14 protein-coding genes are annotated in these 16,452 nt (G+C 74.2%); 4 read left to right on the top strand and 10 right to left on the bottom strand.

What is annotated here, in order from left to right:
• Positions 1-315: 315 nt before the first annotated feature.
• The 9 genes from J7I94_RS36600 to J7I94_RS36560 all read right to left on the bottom strand — a co-directional run bounded on the left by J7I94_RS36600 (position 316) and on the right by J7I94_RS36560 (position 9,907).
• A complete protein-coding gene (locus J7I94_RS36600) occupies positions 316-2,859 on the bottom strand; it encodes a polynucleotide kinase-phosphatase (RefSeq protein ID WP_215174482.1) in 2,544 nt (847 codons plus the stop codon).
• On the bottom strand, positions 2,856-4,334 hold the full coding sequence (locus J7I94_RS36595; RefSeq protein WP_215174480.1) for a 3' terminal RNA ribose 2'-O-methyltransferase Hen1: 1,479 nt from the start codon (positions 4,332-4,334) through the stop codon (positions 2,856-2,858). The genes J7I94_RS36600 and J7I94_RS36595 overlap by 4 nt, the downstream gene beginning before the upstream one ends.
• 93 nt (positions 4,335-4,427) lie before the next feature.
• Positions 4,428-5,351 (bottom strand): LLM class F420-dependent oxidoreductase, encoded by a 924-nt coding sequence (locus J7I94_RS36590; protein WP_215174478.1) that lies wholly within the window; start codon positions 5,349-5,351, stop codon positions 4,428-4,430.
• A gap of 96 nt (positions 5,352-5,447) precedes the next feature.
• Entirely contained in the window at positions 5,448-5,915 is a 468-nt protein-coding gene (locus J7I94_RS36585; protein ID WP_215174475.1) for a DUF6099 family protein, read from the bottom strand.
• A 159-nt stretch (positions 5,916-6,074) separates the two neighbouring features.
• Positions 6,075-6,437: a nucleotide pyrophosphohydrolase gene (locus tag J7I94_RS36580; protein WP_215174473.1), complete on the bottom strand. Its 363-nt coding sequence runs from the start codon at positions 6,435-6,437 to the stop codon at positions 6,075-6,077.
• The gene (locus J7I94_RS36575) at positions 6,434-7,603 is read right to left on the bottom strand and encodes an ATP-binding protein (protein WP_215174471.1); all 1,170 of its coding nucleotides are present in this window, start codon (positions 7,601-7,603) and stop codon (positions 6,434-6,436) included. The genes J7I94_RS36580 and J7I94_RS36575 overlap by 4 nt, the downstream gene beginning before the upstream one ends.
• A gap of 134 nt (positions 7,604-7,737) precedes the next feature.
• Positions 7,738-8,127 (bottom strand): cell division protein SepF, encoded by a 390-nt coding sequence (locus tag J7I94_RS36570; protein ID WP_215174469.1) that lies wholly within the window; start codon positions 8,125-8,127, stop codon positions 7,738-7,740.
• Positions 8,128-8,306: 179 nt separating this feature from the next.
• Positions 8,307-8,948 carry a sigma-70 family RNA polymerase sigma factor gene (locus tag J7I94_RS36565; protein ID WP_374198491.1) on the bottom strand — a complete coding sequence of 214 codons (642 nt, stop codon included), beginning with the start codon at positions 8,946-8,948 and terminating at the stop codon, positions 8,307-8,309.
• A gap of 182 nt (positions 8,949-9,130) precedes the next feature.
• Entirely contained in the window at positions 9,131-9,907 is a 777-nt protein-coding gene (locus J7I94_RS36560; RefSeq protein WP_215174465.1) for a hypothetical protein, read from the bottom strand.
• A 204-nt stretch (positions 9,908-10,111) separates the two neighbouring features.
• Between J7I94_RS36560 and J7I94_RS36555 the strand changes: the two genes are divergently transcribed.
• The 4 genes from J7I94_RS36555 to J7I94_RS36540 are packed head-to-tail and all read left to right on the top strand — an operon-like array spanning position 10,112 to position 15,714.
• Positions 10,112-11,908 carry a methylmalonyl-CoA mutase family protein gene (locus J7I94_RS36555; protein WP_215174463.1) on the top strand — a complete coding sequence of 599 codons (1,797 nt, stop codon included), beginning with the start codon at positions 10,112-10,114 and terminating at the stop codon, positions 11,906-11,908.
• Positions 11,905-14,082 (top strand): methylmalonyl-CoA mutase, encoded by a 2,178-nt coding sequence (gene scpA, locus J7I94_RS36550; protein WP_215174461.1) that lies wholly within the window; start codon positions 11,905-11,907, stop codon positions 14,080-14,082. Before J7I94_RS36555 ends, scpA begins: the two co-directional genes overlap by 4 nt.
• Positions 14,082-15,062, top strand: coding sequence for a methylmalonyl Co-A mutase-associated GTPase MeaB (gene meaB / locus J7I94_RS36545; RefSeq protein ID WP_215174459.1), 981 nt, complete (start codon positions 14,082-14,084; stop codon positions 15,060-15,062). The genes scpA and meaB overlap by 1 nt, the downstream gene beginning before the upstream one ends.
• Positions 15,063-15,081: 19 nt before the next feature.
• Positions 15,082-15,714, top strand: coding sequence for a precorrin-8X methylmutase (locus tag J7I94_RS36540; RefSeq protein WP_215174457.1), 633 nt, complete (start codon positions 15,082-15,084; stop codon positions 15,712-15,714).
• Between the two features lie 3 nt (positions 15,715-15,717).
• Here the strand turns inward: J7I94_RS36540 and J7I94_RS36535 are convergent, their stop codons facing one another.
• Positions 15,718-16,452: a cobalt-precorrin-6A reductase gene (locus J7I94_RS36535; RefSeq protein ID WP_215174455.1), complete on the bottom strand. Its 735-nt coding sequence runs from the start codon at positions 16,450-16,452 to the stop codon at positions 15,718-15,720.

Genomic DNA, 16,452 nt, shown 5'->3' with positions numbered 1-16,452 from the left:
ACGGAGGACGGTCTGGGCCCCCGGACGGCGCTGACGACCACGCTGCTGACCCAGCCACTGCCACGGCTGACCGACCGGCCGGCGGCCCGGAACCACCCCGCCGCCCTGCCGGTACCCCGGCGACAACCGGACGGAACGACGGCGACACCGGCCGGCGACAAGGGGTGACCGGGCGACCGTCGGGACGGAGGACGGTCTGGGCCCCGGGACGCGTGCTTCGGCCTCCGGGCCTGCTGGGGCGAGCCGCCCGGCCCGGAGGTCCCGCCCCTGGCCCCACCACCGCACCGGCGGGGTGCCGCTCCGTGGAGGCGACGGTCACAGCCGTGGGTCCACCGGCTCCGACTCCAGGGCGAGGACGCCGAAGACCGCCTCGTGCACCCGCCACAGCGGCTCCCCCTCCGCGAGGCGGTCCAGGGCCTCCAGGCCGAGGGCGTACTCGCGGATCGCCAGCGACCGCTTGTGGTGGAGGAACCGCTGCCGGAGCCGGGCGAGGTTGTCGGGGCGCGTGTACTCGGGACCGTAGATGATCCGCAGGTACTCGCGGCCCCGGCACTTGACGCCCGGCTGCACCAGCCGCCCCTGCTCGTCCCGGACCAGCGCGCCGACCGGCTTGACGACCATGCCCTCGCCGCCCCGGCCGGTCATCTCCAGCCACCAGTCGACGCCGGCCCGCACCGACTCGGGGTCACCGGTGTCGACGTAGAGGCGGCGGGTGGTGCCGAGGAGGCCGCTGCCGTCGTGCTCGACGATCCGGTCGAGGAGCGCGAGCTGCTCGTCGTGCGGCAGCGCGGCCAGGCTGCGGCCCCGGACGGCGAGGATCTGGAACGGTGCGAGGCGTACGCCGTCCAGTCCCTCGGTCGGCCAGCAGTACCGCCGGTACGCCTCGGTGAACGCCGCGGCGTCGGCGGCCCGCTTCCGCTGCCGGGCCAGCAGCCCGGTGACGTCGACGCCCCGGGCCGCCGCGCCCTCCAGCGCGGCCAGCGCGCCGGGGAAGACGGCGCCGGACGCGGCGCCCACCGCGGCGTACTGCGTGCGCAGCAGCCCGGACGCCTTCAGTGACCACGGCATCAGCTCCGCGTCCAGCAGCATCCAGTCGGTGGACAGCTCGTCCCACAGTCCGGCCGCGCCGATCGCCGCCCGCAGCCGGCCGAGGATCTCCTCGGTGACGGACGCGTCGTCGAAGAAGGGGCGGCCGGTACGGGTGTAGAGGGAGCCGGTCGGGCCCTCGGCCCCGAAGCGGGCGCGGGCCGCCGCCGCGTCGCGGCAGACCAGCGCCACCGCCCGCGAGCCCATGTGCTTCTCCTCGCACACGACCCGCGCCACCCCGTCCGCCGCGTACCCGGCGAACGCCTCCTTCGGGTGCTCCAGGTACCCCTCCTCCCGCGAGGTCGCGGTCGGGGCCATGGTCGGCGGGAGGTACGGCAGCAGCCTGGGGTCGGTCGCGAAGCGGCTCATCACCTCCAGTGCCGCCGCCGCGTTGTCCTCGCGGACGGCGACCCGCCCCGCGTACCGGGTCTCCACCGCGCGCCGGCCGTGCACGTCGGCCAGGTCCAGCGGCCGCCCGTCGTGCCCGCCGGGCGCCTCGGTGGCGAGCGGCCTGACCGGCTCGTACCAGACCCGCTCGGCGGGTACGTCGACCAGTTCCCGCTCCGGCCAGCGCAGCGCGGTCAGCCTGCCGCCGAAGACGGCTCCGGTGTCGAGGCAGATGGTGTTGTTGAGCCAGGTCGCCTGCGGGACCGGGGTGTGGCCGTAGACCACGGCGGCCCGGCCCCGGTAGTCCTCGGCCCACGGGTAGCGCACCGGCAGCCCGAACTCGTCGGTCTCCCCGGTGGTCTCGCCGTACAGGGCGTGACTGCGCACCCGCCCCGAGGTGCGTCCGTGGTACTTCTCCGGCAGTCCTGCGTGGCAGACCACCAGCCGGCCGCCGTCGAGGACGTAGTGGCTGACCAGCCCGTCGATGAACTCCCGTACCTCGGCGTGGAACTCCTCGCTCTCCCCTGCCATCTGCGCGATGGTCTCGGCGAGTCCGTGGGTGTGCTGGACGCGGCGGCCGCGCAGGTGGCGGCCGTACTTGTTCTCGTGGTTGCCGGGGACGCACAGGGCGTTGCCGGAATTGACCATCGCCATCACGCGGCGCAGGACGCCGGGGCTGTCCGGGCCGCGGTCGACGAGGTCGCCGACGAAGACGGCGGTGCGGCCCTCGGGGTGGACGCCGTCGGTGTAGCCGAGCCTGCCGAGCAGGGTCTCCAGCTCGGAGGCGCAGCCGTGGATGTCGCCGATGATGTCGAAGGGGCCGGTGAGGTGGGTGAGGTCGTTGAAGCGCTTCTCGGTGACGACGGTGGCGTGCTCAGCCTCCTCCGCGCCGCGCAGGACGTGCACCTTGCGGAAGCCCTCGCGCTCCAGGCCGCGCAGGGAGCGGCGGAGTTCGCGGATGTGCCGCTTGATGACCCGGCGGGGCATGTCGGCGCGGTCGGTGCGGGCCGCGTTGCGTTCGGCGCACACCTCCTCGGGGACGTCCAGGACGATGGCGATGGGCAGGACGTCGTGCCGCTTGGCCAGGTCGACGAGCTGCTTGCGGGCCTCGGGCTGCACGCTGGTGGCGTCCACCACCGTGCGCCGGCCGGCCGCGAGGCGCTTGCCGGCGATGTAGTGCAGGACGTCGAAGGCGTCCTTCGTGGCGCCCTGGTCGTTCTCGTCGTCGGAGACCAGGCCGCGGCAGAAGTCGGAGGAGATGACCTCGGTGGGCTTGAAGTGGCGGCGGGCGAAGGTGGACTTGCCCGAGCCGGAGGCGCCGATCAGCACGACGAGGGAGAGGTCGGTGACGGGCAGGGCGCGGGCCCGGGTGCCGGTGGTGGTCATGCGGCCTTCGCCTCCTCGGCTGCGCTCGGGGTCTCGGTGGTGGTGGTGAACACAGCCAGCTGGGTGGGCGGGCCCACCTCGGGGTCGTCGGGTCCTACGGGGCGGAACTCCACGCCGTAACCGTGCCGTTCGGCGGCTCTCTGCGCCCAGGCGCGGAACTCGGCGCGGGTCCACTCGAAGCGGTGGTCGCGGTGGCGGACGTGGTCGGCCGGGAGGGTCTCCCAGCGCACGTTGTACTCGGCGTTCGGCGTGGTCACGACGACCGTGCGGGGGCGGGCGGCGCCGAACACGGCGTACTCCAGGGCGGACAGCCGATCCAGGTCGACGTGCTCGATCACCTCGCTGAGGACGGCCGCGTCGTAGCCCTTGAGACGCTTGTCGGTGTAGGCGAGGGAGCCCTGGAAGAGGGTGACGCGGGCGGCCTGGCGCTCGCCCATGCGGTCCAGCCTCAGCCGCCGGGCGGCGATGTTCAGGGCCCGCACCGACACGTCCACGCCGGCGATCTCGGTGAACCGCGGCTCCTTGAGCAGCTCGCGCACCAGGTGGCCCTCCCCGCAGCCGAGGTCGAGGACGCGGGCGGCGGCGTGCTCGCGCAGGGCGGTGAGGATCGCCTCGCGGCGCCGGACGGCGAGCGGGGCCGGCCGCTCCTCCTGCTCGGCCTCCGCCGCGACCGCGTTGTCGATCTCCTCGACCTCGCTGTCGTCGGTCTCGGCCAGCCGGATCAGCTCCAGCCGGTCCATCGCCTCCCGGGTCAGGGACCAGCGGCGGGACAGGTAGCGGCCGACGATCAGCTTCTGCTCCGGGTGGCCGGACAGCCAGCCCTCGCCGGCCCGCAGCAGCTTGTCCACCTCGTCCGGGGCGACCCAGTAGTGCTTGGCGTCGTCGAGCACCGGCAGGAGGACGTAGAGGTGGCGCAGGGCCGCGGAGAGGGTGAGCGACTCCGCGACCAGCGTCAGCCGTACGTACCGCGAGTCGCCCCACTCCGGGAACTCGGTGTCCAGCGGCACCGCCTCGACGGTCACCGTCCAGCCCAGCGGCTCGAAGAGGCGCCGTACCAGGCCGGGGCCGCCGCGGGCGGGCAGCGCCGGTATCTCCACCCGCAGCGGCAGCGGCTCGGCCGCACGCTCGGGGCGGGCCTTGCCGATGCCGCGCAGGGCGCTGGAGAAGACGTTGCTCAGCGCGACGGCGAGGAGCGAGGAGGCCGCGTACGGGCGGTCGTTGACGTACTGCGCGAGTGCCGCGTCGGGGGCGCCGCCCCGGCCCTTGCCCTTGCCGCGCCGGACCATCGCCACCGCGTCCACCTCCAGCAGCAGCGCGGCCGTGCAGCGCTGTTCGTCCGCCTCGGGGTACACCACGTGGGCCGTGCCGAAGGAGGTGGAGAACGCCTGCGCCTTCTCGGGATGCTTGTGCAGCAGGAAGCCGAGATCGGTGGCGGGGCGCGCGGACGTGCCGGTGGTGGTGATGGTCAGGAACATGCGTCCGAGTCTTCCGGGCGGCGATGCGCGTGACCACTGGTTTTCCGACGCCGGTGCCCGCTCGGAGGGCGGGCGGGCACCGGCGCCGGACGGCTACGCCAGCTGGGACTGGACCTGGGCGGAGATCAGCTCCAGGTGGTCCAGGTCGTGCAGGTCGAGGAGCTGGAGGTAGACGCGCTGGGCGCCGGCCTCGGCGTAGCGGCCGATCTTGTCGACGACCTCGGCCGGGGAGCCGGCCAGGCCGTTGGCCTTGAGGTCGTCCACCTCGCGGCCGATGGCGGCGGCCCGGCGGGCGACCTCGGCGTCGTCCTTGCCGACACAGACGACGAGTGCGTTGGAGTAGGTCAGCGCGTCGGCGCCGCGGCCGGCCTCCTCGGCGGCGGCCCGGACCCGCGCGAACTGCCGCTCGGTGTCCTCGACCGAGGCGAACGGGATGTTGAACTCGTCCGCGTACTGGGCGGCCAGCCGCGGGGTGCGGGTGGCGCCGTGGCCGCCGATGAGGACGGGGACCTTGGCCTGCGCGGGCTTGGGCAGCGCGGGCGAGTCGGTGAGGTCGTAGAACGTGCCGTGGAAGTCGAAGGTCTTGCCGGCCTCGGTGGCCCACAGGCCGGTGACGATGGCGAGCTGCTCCTCCAGGCGGCCGAACTTCTCCTTCGGGAAGGGGATGCCGTACGCCTTGTGCTCCTCCTCGAACCAGCCCGCGCCCAGGCCGAGTTCGACGCGTCCGCCGGACATCTGGTCGACCTGCGCGACCTGGATGGCGAGCACGCCGGGCAGTCGGAAGGTGCCGGCGGTCATCAGCGTGCCGAGGCGGATGCGCTTGGTCTCGCGGGCGAGGCCGGCCAGGGTGATCCAGGCGTCGGTGGGGCCGGGGAGGCCGTCCACGGAGCCCATCTTCAGATAGTGGTCGCTGCGGAAGAAGGCGTCGAAGCCGAGGTCCTCGGTGGCCTTGGCGACGGTGAGCAAGGTGTCATAGGTGGCCCCCTGCTGGGGCTCGGTGAAGATGCGGAGATCCATGTCTCCATCCTGCACGCTCGGCCGCCTCCGGGTCCCCTCCCCCGCCCTGCGTGCCGGGGCCCCTGAGGGGGCCGTCGCGCCGGGTGCCCGTGACCGCTACCCCGCCTCGCGCTCCGGCATCCCGTCGTCCTCCGCGAGCCTGCCCAGCATCTGCAGGACCCGGTCGCGGGACTCGTCGGCCGCGTCGATGGCCTCCACGCACTGCCAGTACATGCCCTCGTCGTCCGCCGCGCAGGCCAGGGCGACGAGGGCGATGCCGGTCTCCGCGAGCAGGGTGCCCAGGCGCATCAGGGTCTGGCGGGCGTCGCCCAGTTCGGTGAGCTGGGCGGCGCGCAGCTCACCGGGGGGCAGGTCGGGATCGCCGAGGACGCCGCAGCCGCGTCCGGCCAGCTCGGTGAGGCCCCGGGCCTCGCCGCGCAGGGCCGGCGGTCCGACGACCGCCAGCCGGCTGCCGATGGCCTGGGCCAGGGCCTGCGCCTGCCACACCTCCGCCAGCATGTGCGGCACGTCGCCGCCGGCGGTCAGGGCACGTCTGCTCGTCACGATGAGCCGCACCGCGTCCATGGGCCGTCCCCGTCTGTCCCGACGCGCTCGCGGCGCGTCCGCCCGAACTCCGTTGTTCACTACCCAGAGTGAGGGCAAGGGGGCCAAAAAAGCCAGAGGAAGACGGAAATCTCTGGACAACAATTCGGTTTCGGGCAGGAAAACAACTACTGTACGTGATTATGGAGTTGGCGGTTCCGTCAGGTCGGAGCCGGGCACCGGGAAGCGCAGTTCGTTGCGGCCGATCTTCGCCGAGAGGGCGGCCAGCGGGTCGACGCCGAGCACCTCGCAGAGCTGGAGCAGATAGGCCAGTACGTCGGCGATCTCGTCCCGCACCCGGTGCGCGGTGCCGGGTTCGGCCATCACCCGGGCCGACTGCTCGGGCGTCAGCCACTGGAAGATCTCGACGAGTTCGGACGCCTCCACGCTCAGCGCGGCGACGAGGTTCTTCGGGGTGTGGTACGGCTGCCAGTTCCGCGCGGCGGCGAACTCGGCCAGGCGGCGCTGGAGTGCCGGCACGTCCAGGGGATCTTCATCGGTCACGGCTCCAGGTGTACCACCGTGACGCCCTCCGTCCCGGCCGCCCAGGAGGCGTCGGAGACCGCGCCCACCAGTCGGATGTGCCCCCGCGCGCACATCGCGGCGGCCAGTTCCAGCAGTTCGCGGCGCTGGCGCGGATCCAGGCCCCGGTCGAACCCGTCGGCCAGCACGGTGAGCGTCTGGAGGGCGGACGGCACCTCGCCGGCCGGGTCGACCGCCAGGACCCCGGGGCCGGTGAGCAGGACCAGGGCGAGGGCGAGGTAGCGCAGTTCGCCGTAGCCGAGCCGGGCCAGGCCGGTGCGGCTCCCGTCGCCCCGGTCGAGCACCGCGCGGACCGTGCCGTCGCGGCCGGGCTCGGCCAGGACGTCCGCGACCGGACCGGCGCAGCCCGCCCGCACCGCCGCGACCCACCGCGCGTGCCGTCGCCCGCACTCGCCGCGGGTGCGCCACAGCACGTCGGCGAGGTTGTCGCAGCCGCCGAGCAGCCGGCCGGAGCCGACCGGCACCGGGGCCCGCATCCGGGCGGGCCGGGGGTCGCAGGCGAAGACGGAGCGCAGGGCGACCACCATCTGCTCGGCGGCGGCGAGCACCCGGCGCTGCCCGTCGGTCCGGCCGGCCACCCGCAGCGGCAGCAGCGCGGTGCCGAGCCGGTCGTCCGGCAGCGGGGCGCGGGTCATCGGCGCGCCCCCGCCCGTGTACCAGGCCGCCTGCACGGTACGGCGCCCCGGATCGCGCAGGGCCGTCTGGAGGAGTACGAGGCCGTCGGCCGTCAGCCGTTCGCCGACGACGCGCAGTTCGGGCTCGGCCTGTACGGCGATGTCCAGCCGGACCGGACCGGCGGGGCCGTCGGCGGTGCAGCCGATGCGGAAGCCCCGGCGGCGCTGGGCGTCGGGGCGGGCCTCGTCGGGCACGCACCCGGCCGGGTCGGGGAAGACCGCGCCGGCCTCGGCGCCGCCGCCGAGCCGGGCCAGTGCCTCGTAGGCGCGCAGCGCACCGGTCTTGCCGCTGCCGCTGGGACCGGCGAGGAGGGTGAGCGGCCCGAACCGGACCGTCCGGCGCCGGTGCCCGGCGAACGCGGACAGCCGCAGTTCGGTGACGCGGGGGCGCAGCTCACCGGTGAGCGCCGGGGACGGCGGGGCGGGGGCGGCCGAGGACGGGGGCGCGGTCATGCCCGGACCGTAGGACCCGGCTCGCCCGGCGAACCGTTCCGCCCTCGGGGCGGTCCCACGATCGGGGGACCGCCCCGTCACGGCACGGGCCGCTGTCACCCTCGCGGGCCGGCCGCCGTGCCCTCACCCCGCCGTCACATCCCGGGAATCCCGGCCCCCTGCATCAACCCCGTGACCTCCGTGCCCGCAGGTGTGAGCAGAAACACATTGCGGTCGACGCGGTGCATCCCGCTCGCCAGGCCGAAGACGACGCCCGTGCTGAAGTCCAGGACGCGCTTGGCCACGTCCGTCTCCGCGCCGGTCAGGTCGAGCAGCACCGGGATGCCCGACATCAGCGTCTCGGCGACCTCGCGGGCGTCCGCGAACACATTGACCCGCATCACCACGAATCGGCGCCGGGCCTCGGTCTCCGCCTCGGGCAGCGCGCGATGCCCCACCGAGGACGGCCACGCGTCGCGTCCGCGCAACGGAACGACCTGGGCGAGCCCCTCCCACTGTTCATCGGTGACGTCGTGACTGTTCACCGGCTCCCCCCGATCCGACCGCTCCGACTCGCCTTCAATGCCTGCACCAGCCAATTCTTACGCCAAGTCACCCGTTCGGCCCAACAGCGACACGATCCGCGACCGAACCGGAGGGCCCTATGAGCATGCCGGACCCCCCGAACCCGCCGTACGCGAGGGTGCCTTACCGCCCGGGTGGCTCAGGCCGCCGTCATGACGGCCGGCAGCGACCCCTGGCCCTCGTCCTCGGCCTCTGTCAGGGACCGGAGCAGCGCGGTGCGGGCGCGGGCCACGCGGGAGCGGACCGTGCCGACCGGGCAGTCGCTGACGGCGGCGGCCTGCGCGTAGGGCAGTCCCAGCAGTTGGGTCAGGACGAACGCCTCCCTGCGGTCGGCGGGGAGCGCGTCCAGCAGTGCGGCGAGGGCGACACCCTCGTCGAAGCCGGGCAGGTCCCGCGACTGGGCGCGTTCGACGGCCGCCTCCCAGTCCTCGGTGTCCGACAGCCGGGGCCGGCTGGACGTACGGCGGATGCTGTCGGCCACCGCGCGGCGCGCGATCGACAGCAGCCAGGTGCGGGCCGAGCAACGGCCCTCGAACCGGTGCAGGCTGCCGAGGGCCCGCAGGAACGTGTCCTGGGCCAGGTCGTCGGCGCTCTGCGGATCGGCGCCGAGGAACGTCACGTAGCGGCGGACGTCGCGGTGCAGGGCACGGACGAGGCGCTCGACCGCGTCGGCGTCCCCGGTGCGGGCGGCCAGCGCCCAGGCGGTTATCGACTCCTCTCCCAAGGTTTCGGGTTCTCCCGGCGTTTCCGGTTGTGGGTACGGCAGGGCGGCAGTGGTCACCTGTGTGTCCTTCGGGGTCCGCGACCGGCGTCGGGCAGCAGCGCGTGCGACGGGCACGGCGGCCCGTGCCGGTGCATGGGTGAAAGGGGGCGGCCGGGCACGGCGGTGCGCGGCCGGTGCCCGAGGCGGCGGACGGCGGACGGTCATGCCGGTCCGCGGCGGCCTCGGGAAGCCGGCTGTCGTCAGGCGACAGCGACCCCTGCGGGCGGACCCCGGGACGTGATCGCGTACGTGAGCGGGAGGCGGCGCGGCGCACGCCCGGAACCGCCCCGGCGCGCGCGGACCCGCGGACGCTCCGGCGGCTCGGGGGCCCGCAGCAGCGGGCGCAGCGGCGCGCGGAGCCAGCCCGCTACGGCGCGCAGGACCCGGAAGACGGCGCGTTCCCCACGCGCGAGCCAGAGCCCGCTGAGCAGGGCGGCCAACAGGTGGGCGGCGAGCATGCCGACCGAGGACGTCCCGGCCACCGTGCCGCCGTGCTCCATGACGTGCGCGTGGCCGGCGCCCATCGAGCCCATCGGTCCCATCGAGCCCATCGGCCCCATCGAGCCCATCGGTCCCATCGAGCCCATCGAGCCCATCGAGCCCATCGAGCCCATCGAGCCCATCGAGCCCATCGGTCCCATCGAGCCCATCGAGCCCATCGAGCCCATGGAGGACATCGCATGCGTCGCGGGCATCCCAGGCACCGCCGGCATGCCCGGCACCGCCGCCTGAGTGAGCGTGAAAGAGCTGTGCAGCGCCGCCTGGGCCGCCACCGTGAAGGCGACGACCGCCACGGGCCCGCGTTCCCGGCCCGCGAGCCGCCACGCCGCGCCGCCGGTGACCACCGCACCGCCGGCCATCGCCCACCAGGGCACCGTGGCACCGGACATCAGGACGTGCCCGAGCGCGGCCAGCACGACGCAGACGGCCGCGAACACCGCGGCACGTCCCGCCCGCGAGCACCCCCCAGCCGTCATGGCGCCCTCATCCCCACATCCGTGTCCCACGCCTCACGGGAGCGTACGGACATTGTCCCGGCACCCCACTCAAAAGGACCGGCGTGACGCGCATCACACCCGCTGCGTCGAACGGGCGAGCGTCCCACGTCACACGACCGAAGAGAACAAGGTCACCACGTGCCCTCTGCTGCCCGAACACCCTTCTGCCCTAGCATCCCGACCATGACGGTCCTGCCTGACGACAGGCTCCCGCTGGCGACCGAGTTCCCTGACGCGACACATGAGCAGTGGCAGCACCTCGTGGCGGGTGTCCTGCGCAAGTCCGGCAAGGAGGTCTCGGACACCGAGGCGGAGCGGAAACTGTCCACCGAGCTGGAAGACGGACTCCGTGTCCGGCCCCTCTACACCGCCCGGGACGCCGCGCCCGATCCCGGGCTGCCCGGCTTCGCGCCCTTCGTGCGCGGTGGCCGCGCGGAGGGACACACGGCGGGCGGCTGGGACGTGCGCCAGCGGCACACGGTCGCCGACCGGGCCGCGGTCCTGGCCGACCTGGAGAACGGCGTCACCTCCCTGTGGCTGGCCGGCCTCCCGGCAGGGGCCCTCGCCACCGCCCTCGACGGCGTCCACCTGGACCTGGCTCCGGTCGTCCTGGACGCCGGCGCCGGAACCGGGGAGGCCGTACGGCGGCTGCTCGCGCTGTACGAGGAGCGGGGCACCGCCCCGGAGGCGGTGCGCGGCAGCCTGGGCGCCGACCCGCTGGGCCACGAGGCCCGCACGGGCCGGCCGTACGACTTCGCCTTCGCTGACGTGCCCGGGTACGCCGAGCGGTACCCGGGGCTGCGGGCGCTGACCGTGGACGCGCTGCCGTACCACGAGGCCGGCGGGTCGGCGGCGCAGGAGCTGGGCTGCTCGCTGGCGACCGGGGTGGCGTACCTGCGCGAGCTGACGGGCGCGGCCGGACTGGACGCCGAACAGGCCCTCGGACAGCTGGAGTTCCGGTACGCGGCGACCGCCGACCAGTTCCTGACGATCGCCAAGCTGCGGGCCGCGCGGCGGCTGTGGGCGCGGGTGGCCGAGGTCTGCGGGGCGCCCCGGGCGGGCGGGCAGCTCCAGCACGCGGTGACCTCGTCGGTGATGATGACCCGCCGCGACCCGTGGGTGAACATGCTGCGCACCACCGTCGCCGCGCTGGCCGCCGGGGTGGGCGGCGCCGACGCCGTGACCGTGCTGCCGTTCGACGACGCGCTGGGGCTGCCGGACGCGTTCGCCCGCCGTATCGCCCGCAACACCTCCACCATCCTCATCGAGGAGTCCCACCTGTCCCAGGTGACCGACCCGGCGGGCGGCTCCTGGTACGTGGAGCGGCTGACGGACGAACTGGCCCACGCGGCCTGGGAGTTCTTCCAGGAGATCGAGCGCGCCGGCGGTCAGGCGGCGGCCCTGCGCTCGGGCCTGGTCGGGGACCGGCTGGCCGCGACCTGGGCGGCGCGGAGCGCGCGGCTCGCCACGCGGCGGGAGCCGGTCACGGGGGTGAGCGAGTTCCCGCACCTCGCCGAGCAGCCGGTGGTCCGCGATCCCGCGCCCGAGCCGCCGTCCGGGGGGCTGCCCCGGGTGCGGCGGGACGAGGCGTTCGAGGCGCTGCGGGCCCGTTCCGACGCCCACCTCGCCGCGACCGGCGTCCGGCCCCGGATCTACCTCGCCGCGCTGGGCCCGGCCGCCGCGCACACCGCCCGCCTCTCCTTCGCCGCCAACCTGTTCCAGGCGGGCGGCATCGAGACCGTCACCGAGGGCACCTTCGAGGAGAGCGGGGCGCGGGAGGCGTGCCTGTGCTCCAGTGACGCGGTGTACGAGGAGCAGGCCGACGGTGCCGCCGAGCGGTTGCGGGCGGCGGGTGCCGGGCACCTGTTCCTCGCGGGCCGCCCGGGGCCGTACGACGGCATCGACACGTACGTCTTCGCCGGCTGTGACGCCGTGGCCGTGCTGACCGCCACGCTCGACCGTATGGGAGTGTCCCGATGACCGTCCCCGACTTCTCCGGGATCGAGCTGGGCACCCCGTCCGCCGATGCCGGACCCGACGAGTGGCGCACGGCGGTGAAGAACGCCGCCGGCGGTGACGACCTGCGCTGGGAGACCCCCGAGGGCATCGCGGTCAAGCCGCTGTACACCGGGCAGGACCTGGAGGGCCTGGACTTCCTGGACACCTACCCGGGCATCGCCCCGTACCTGCGCGGCCCGTACCCGACGATGTACGTGAACCAGCCCTGGACGATCCGCCAGTACGCGGGTTTCTCCACGGCCGAGGAGTCCAACGCGTTCTACCGCCGCAACCTCGCCGCCGGCCAGAAGGGCCTGTCGGTCGCCTTCGACCTCCCGACCCACCGGGGCTACGACAGCGACCACCCGCGGGTGACCGGTGACGTCGGCATGGCGGGCGTGGCGATCGACTCGATCCTGGACATGCGGCAGCTCTTCGACGGCATCCCGCTGGACCGGATGACGGTGTCGATGACGATGAACGGCGCGGTGCTCCCCGTACTGGCGCTGTACATCGTGGCGGCGGAGGAGCAGGGCGTGCCGCCCGAGAAGCTCGCCGGGACCATCCAGAACGACATCCTCAAGGAGTTCATGGTCCGCAACACCTACATCTATCCGCCGAAACCGTCGATGCGGATCATCTCCGACATCTTCGCCTACACCTCGCGGCGGATGCCCCGCTACAACTCGATCTCCATCTCCGGCTACCACATCCAGGAGGCGGGCGCGACGGCCGACCTGGAGCTGGCGTACACCCTCGCGGACGGCGTGGAGTACATCCGCGCGGGCCGCGAAGCCGGCCTGGACGTGGACGCCTTCGCGCCGCGCCTCTCCTTCTTCTGGGCGATCGGCATGAACTTCTTCATGGAGATCGCCAAGCTGCGCGCGGCCCGCCTGCTGTGGGCGAAGCTGGTGAAGCAGTTCGACCCGAAGAACACCAAATCGCTCTCCCTGCGCACCCACTCCCAGACCTCCGGCTGGTCCCTCACCGCCCAGGACGTGTTCAACAACGTCACGCGTACGTGCGTGGAGGCGATGGCCGCCACCCAGGGCCACACCCAGTCGCTGCACACCAACGCCTTGGACGAGGCACTGGCGCTGCCCACCGACTTCTCCGCCCGCATCGCCCGCAACACCCAGCTGCTCATCCAGCAGGAGTCGGGCACGACGCGGGTGATCGACCCGTGGGGCGGCAGCGCGTACGTGGAGCGGCTGACGTACGACCTCGCGCGCCGCGCCTGGCAGCACATCGAGGAGGTCGAGGCGGCGGGCGGCATGGCGCGGGCCATCGACGCGGGCATCCCCAAGCTGCGCATCGAGGAGGCGGCGGCGCGGACGCAGGCCCGGATCGACTCGGGGCGGCAGCCGGTGATCGGCGTCAACAAGTACCGGGTGGAGACCGACGAGAAGATCGAGGTCCTCAAGGTCGACAACTCCTCGGTGCGGGAACGGCAGCTGGCCAAGCTGCGGCGGCTGCGCGAGGAGCGGGACGAGGCCGCCTGCCGGGCCGCGCTGGACGCCCTGACCCGGGCCGCCGGGGGCGACGGCAACCTGCTGGAGCTGGCGGTGGACGCGGCCCGGGCCAAGGCCACGGTGGGTGAGATCTCGGACGCCCTGGAGAAGGTCTACGGGCGGCACTCGGGCCAGATCCGTACGATCTCGGGGGTGTACCGCAACGAGGCAGGAGAGGCGCCGAACGTGGACCGCACCCGGGCCCTGGTGGACGCCTTCGCCGAGGCCGAGGGCCGCCGGCCGCGCATACTGGTCGCCAAGATGGGCCAGGACGGCCACGACCGGGGCCAGAAGGTCATCGCCACCGCCTTCGCCGACCTCGGTTTCGACGTGGACGTCGGCCCGCTGTTCCAGACCCCGGCCGAGGTGGCCCGGCAGGCCGTCGAGGCGGATGTGCACATCGTCGGGGTGTCGTCGCTGGCCGCCGGACACCTCACGCTCGTCCCGGCGCTGCGCGAGCGGCTCGTCGAGGAGGGCCGGGAGGACATCATGATCGTGGTGGGCGGGGTGATCCCGCCGCAGGACGTGCCCACGCTGAAGGAGATGGGCGCGGCGGCGGTCTTCCCGCCGGGCACGGTCATTCCCGACGCCGCGTACGACCTGGTGGCCCGGCTGGCGGCCGACCTCGGTCACGGCGAGCTGTGATGCTCGATGTCGACGGTTACGTCAAGGGCGTCCTGGACGGCAAGCGTGCGGTCATCGCCCGCGCGATCACCCTCGTGGAGTCGACGCGCCCGCAACACCGCGCGCTGGCCCAGGAGGTGCTGACCGAACTGCTCCCGCACAGCGGCCGGGCCCGGCGGATCGGGGTCAGCGGGGTGCCGGGGGTCGGCAAGTCGACGTTCATCGACGCCTTCGGCACGATGCTGACCGGGCTCGGCCACCGGGTGGCCGTCCTCGCCGTCGACCCCTCCTCCACCCGGACCGGCGGCTCCATCCTCGGCGACAAGACGCGGATGGAGCGCCTCGCCGTCGACCCGGCCGCGTTCGTCCGCCCCTCCCCCACGGCGGGCACGCTCGGCGGGGTGGCGAAGGCGACGCGCGAGTCGATCGTGGTGATGGAGGCGGCGGGGTACGACGTGGTGCTGGTGGAGACGGTGGGCGTGGGCCAGTCGGAGACGGCGGTCGCCAACATGGTCGACACGTTCTTGTTGCTGACCCTGGCCCGCACCGGCGACCAGTTGCAGGGCATCAAGAAGGGCGTCCTGGAGCTGGCCGACGTGATCGCCGTCAACAAGGCGGACGGCCCGCACGAACGCGACGCGCGGGCCGCCGCCCGCGAACTGGCGGGCGCCCTGCGCCTGATGCACGGCAAGGACGCGTTCTGGACCCCGCCGGTCCTGCACTGCAGCGCCCGGGAGTCGACGGGCCTGGACGCCGTCTGGGACCGCCTGGAGCAGCACCGTACGCTTCTGGACTCCACGGGCCGCCTCGCCGCCCGGCGCCGCGAGCAGCAGGTCGACTGGACGTGGACGATGGTCCGCGACGAACTCCTGGGCCGCCTGCACGCCGACCCGGCGGTCCGCCGTCTCGCGCCCGAGCTGGAGCGGCGGGTCCGGGAGGGCGAGCTGACGGCGACGCGGGCGGCGGAGGAGATCCTGGACGCCTTCGGGGAGCGCGCATGACGGTGGATATGCTCCCGGAGTGACGACGTACGACTATGAGCAGGACGGCGCCGAGATCTACCGGCAGTCCTTCGCCACCATCCGCGCGGAGGCCGACCTCGGGAGGCTGCCGGCCGAGGTGAGCCGGGTGGCGGTCCGGATGATCCACGCCTGCGGCATGGTCGACCTCGTCGAGGACGTCGCGTACTCGCCCGGTGTCGCGCAGAGCGCCCGCGCGGCGCTGCGCGCCGGGGCGCCGGTCCTCTGCGACGTGCGGATGGTCGCGAGCGGCATCACGCGCTCCCGGCTGCCCGCCGGCAACGAGGTGCTCTGCACCCTCTCCGACCCCAGCGTCCCCGACCTGGCCGCCCGGCTCGGCACGACCCGCAGCGCCGCCGCGCTGGAGCTGTGGCGGGAGCGGCTGGACGGCGCGGTGGTGGCGGTGGGCAACGCGCCGACCGCGCTGTTCCGGCTCCTGGAGATGATCCGGGACGGTGCCCCGCGCCCCGCCGCCGTCATCGGCGTACCGGTCGGCTTCGTCGGGGCGGCCGAGTCGAAGGACGCCCTGGCGGCCAACCCGTTCGGCCTGGAGTACCTCGTGGTGCGGGGCCGGCGCGGGGGCAGCGCGATGGCCGCGGCGGCGGTCAACGCGCTGGCGAGCGAGGCGGAGTGAGCCCTATCCGGTGACCCACCGGAGGGCGGCCTCCGGATCGGCGACCACGGGCACCCCCTCCGCCACCGGCGGCCTCCGCACGACCACCACCGGTACGCCCGCCTCCCGGGCGGCCGTCAGCTTCGGCGCGGTGGCCGCTCCCCCGCTGTCCTTGGTGACGAGCACGTCGATCCGGTGCCGGGCCAGGATGTGCCGCTCCCCGTCGAGGGTGAACGGCCCCCGGTCGAGCAGCACGTCCATGCGCGGCGGGTACGGAGGCTCGGGAGGTTCGACGGACCGTACGAGGAACCACAGGTCGTCCGGGCCGCCCGCGAACGCGGCGAGCCCCATCCGCCCGGTGGTGAGGAAGACCCGGCGCCCGAGGGAGGGCAGCAGCGCGGCGGCCTCCGGCAAGGACCCGGCCTCGTGCCAGTCGTCCCCCGCGACCGGTTGCCAGCCGGGCCTGCGCAGGACGAGCAGCGGTACGCCGGTGGCGGCGGCGGCCTGTTCCGCGTTGCGGCTGATGGTGTCGGCGAAGGGATGGGTGGCGTCGACGACCGCGTCCACGGCGTGCGCGCGCAGCCAGCCGGCCAGCCCCTCGGCCCCGCCGAACCCCCCGACGCGCAGCTCACCGGGGGGTGTGCGGGGCGCGGCGACCCGTCCGGCGAGGGAGGTGGTCACGCGCGTGTGCGGCCGGGCCGTGAGCGACTCGGCGAGGCTCCGGGCTTCGGCGGTGCCGCCGAGGACGAGGACGTGCAC

Origin of the sequence: Streptomyces sp. ISL-12, from assembly GCF_018614415.1 — a bacterium.
In the GTDB taxonomy this organism is placed as follows: domain Bacteria; phylum Actinomycetota; class Actinomycetes; order Streptomycetales; family Streptomycetaceae; genus Streptomyces.
The sequence above is the reverse complement of the archived record's forward strand: the minus strand, read 5'-3'. Positions and strand labels throughout refer to the sequence as shown.

Excerpts from the sequence above, each read along its gene's own strand:
- J7I94_RS36600 (WP_215174482.1), bottom strand. The coding sequence starts at position 2,859 with ATGACCACCACCGGCACCCGGGCCCGCGCCCTGCCCGTCACCGACCTC.
- J7I94_RS36585 (WP_215174475.1), bottom strand. The coding sequence starts at position 5,915 with ATGGACGCGGTGCGGCTCATCGTGACGAGCAGACGTGCCCTGACCGCC.
- meaB (WP_215174459.1), top strand. The coding sequence starts at position 14,082 with ATGCTCGATGTCGACGGTTACGTCAAGGGCGTCCTGGACGGCAAGCGT.
- J7I94_RS36560 (WP_215174465.1), bottom strand. The coding sequence starts at position 9,907 with ATGACGGCTGGGGGGTGCTCGCGGGCGGGACGTGCCGCGGTGTTCGCG.
- J7I94_RS36555 (WP_215174463.1), top strand. The coding sequence starts at position 10,112 with ATGACGGTCCTGCCTGACGACAGGCTCCCGCTGGCGACCGAGTTCCCT.
- J7I94_RS36575 (WP_215174471.1), bottom strand. The coding sequence starts at position 7,603 with ATGACCGCGCCCCCGTCCTCGGCCGCCCCCGCCCCGCCGTCCCCGGCG.
- scpA (WP_215174461.1), top strand. The coding sequence starts at position 11,905 with ATGACCGTCCCCGACTTCTCCGGGATCGAGCTGGGCACCCCGTCCGCC.
- J7I94_RS36590 (WP_215174478.1), bottom strand. The coding sequence starts at position 5,351 with ATGGATCTCCGCATCTTCACCGAGCCCCAGCAGGGGGCCACCTATGAC.
- J7I94_RS36595 (WP_215174480.1), bottom strand. The coding sequence starts at position 4,334 with ATGTTCCTGACCATCACCACCACCGGCACGTCCGCGCGCCCCGCCACC.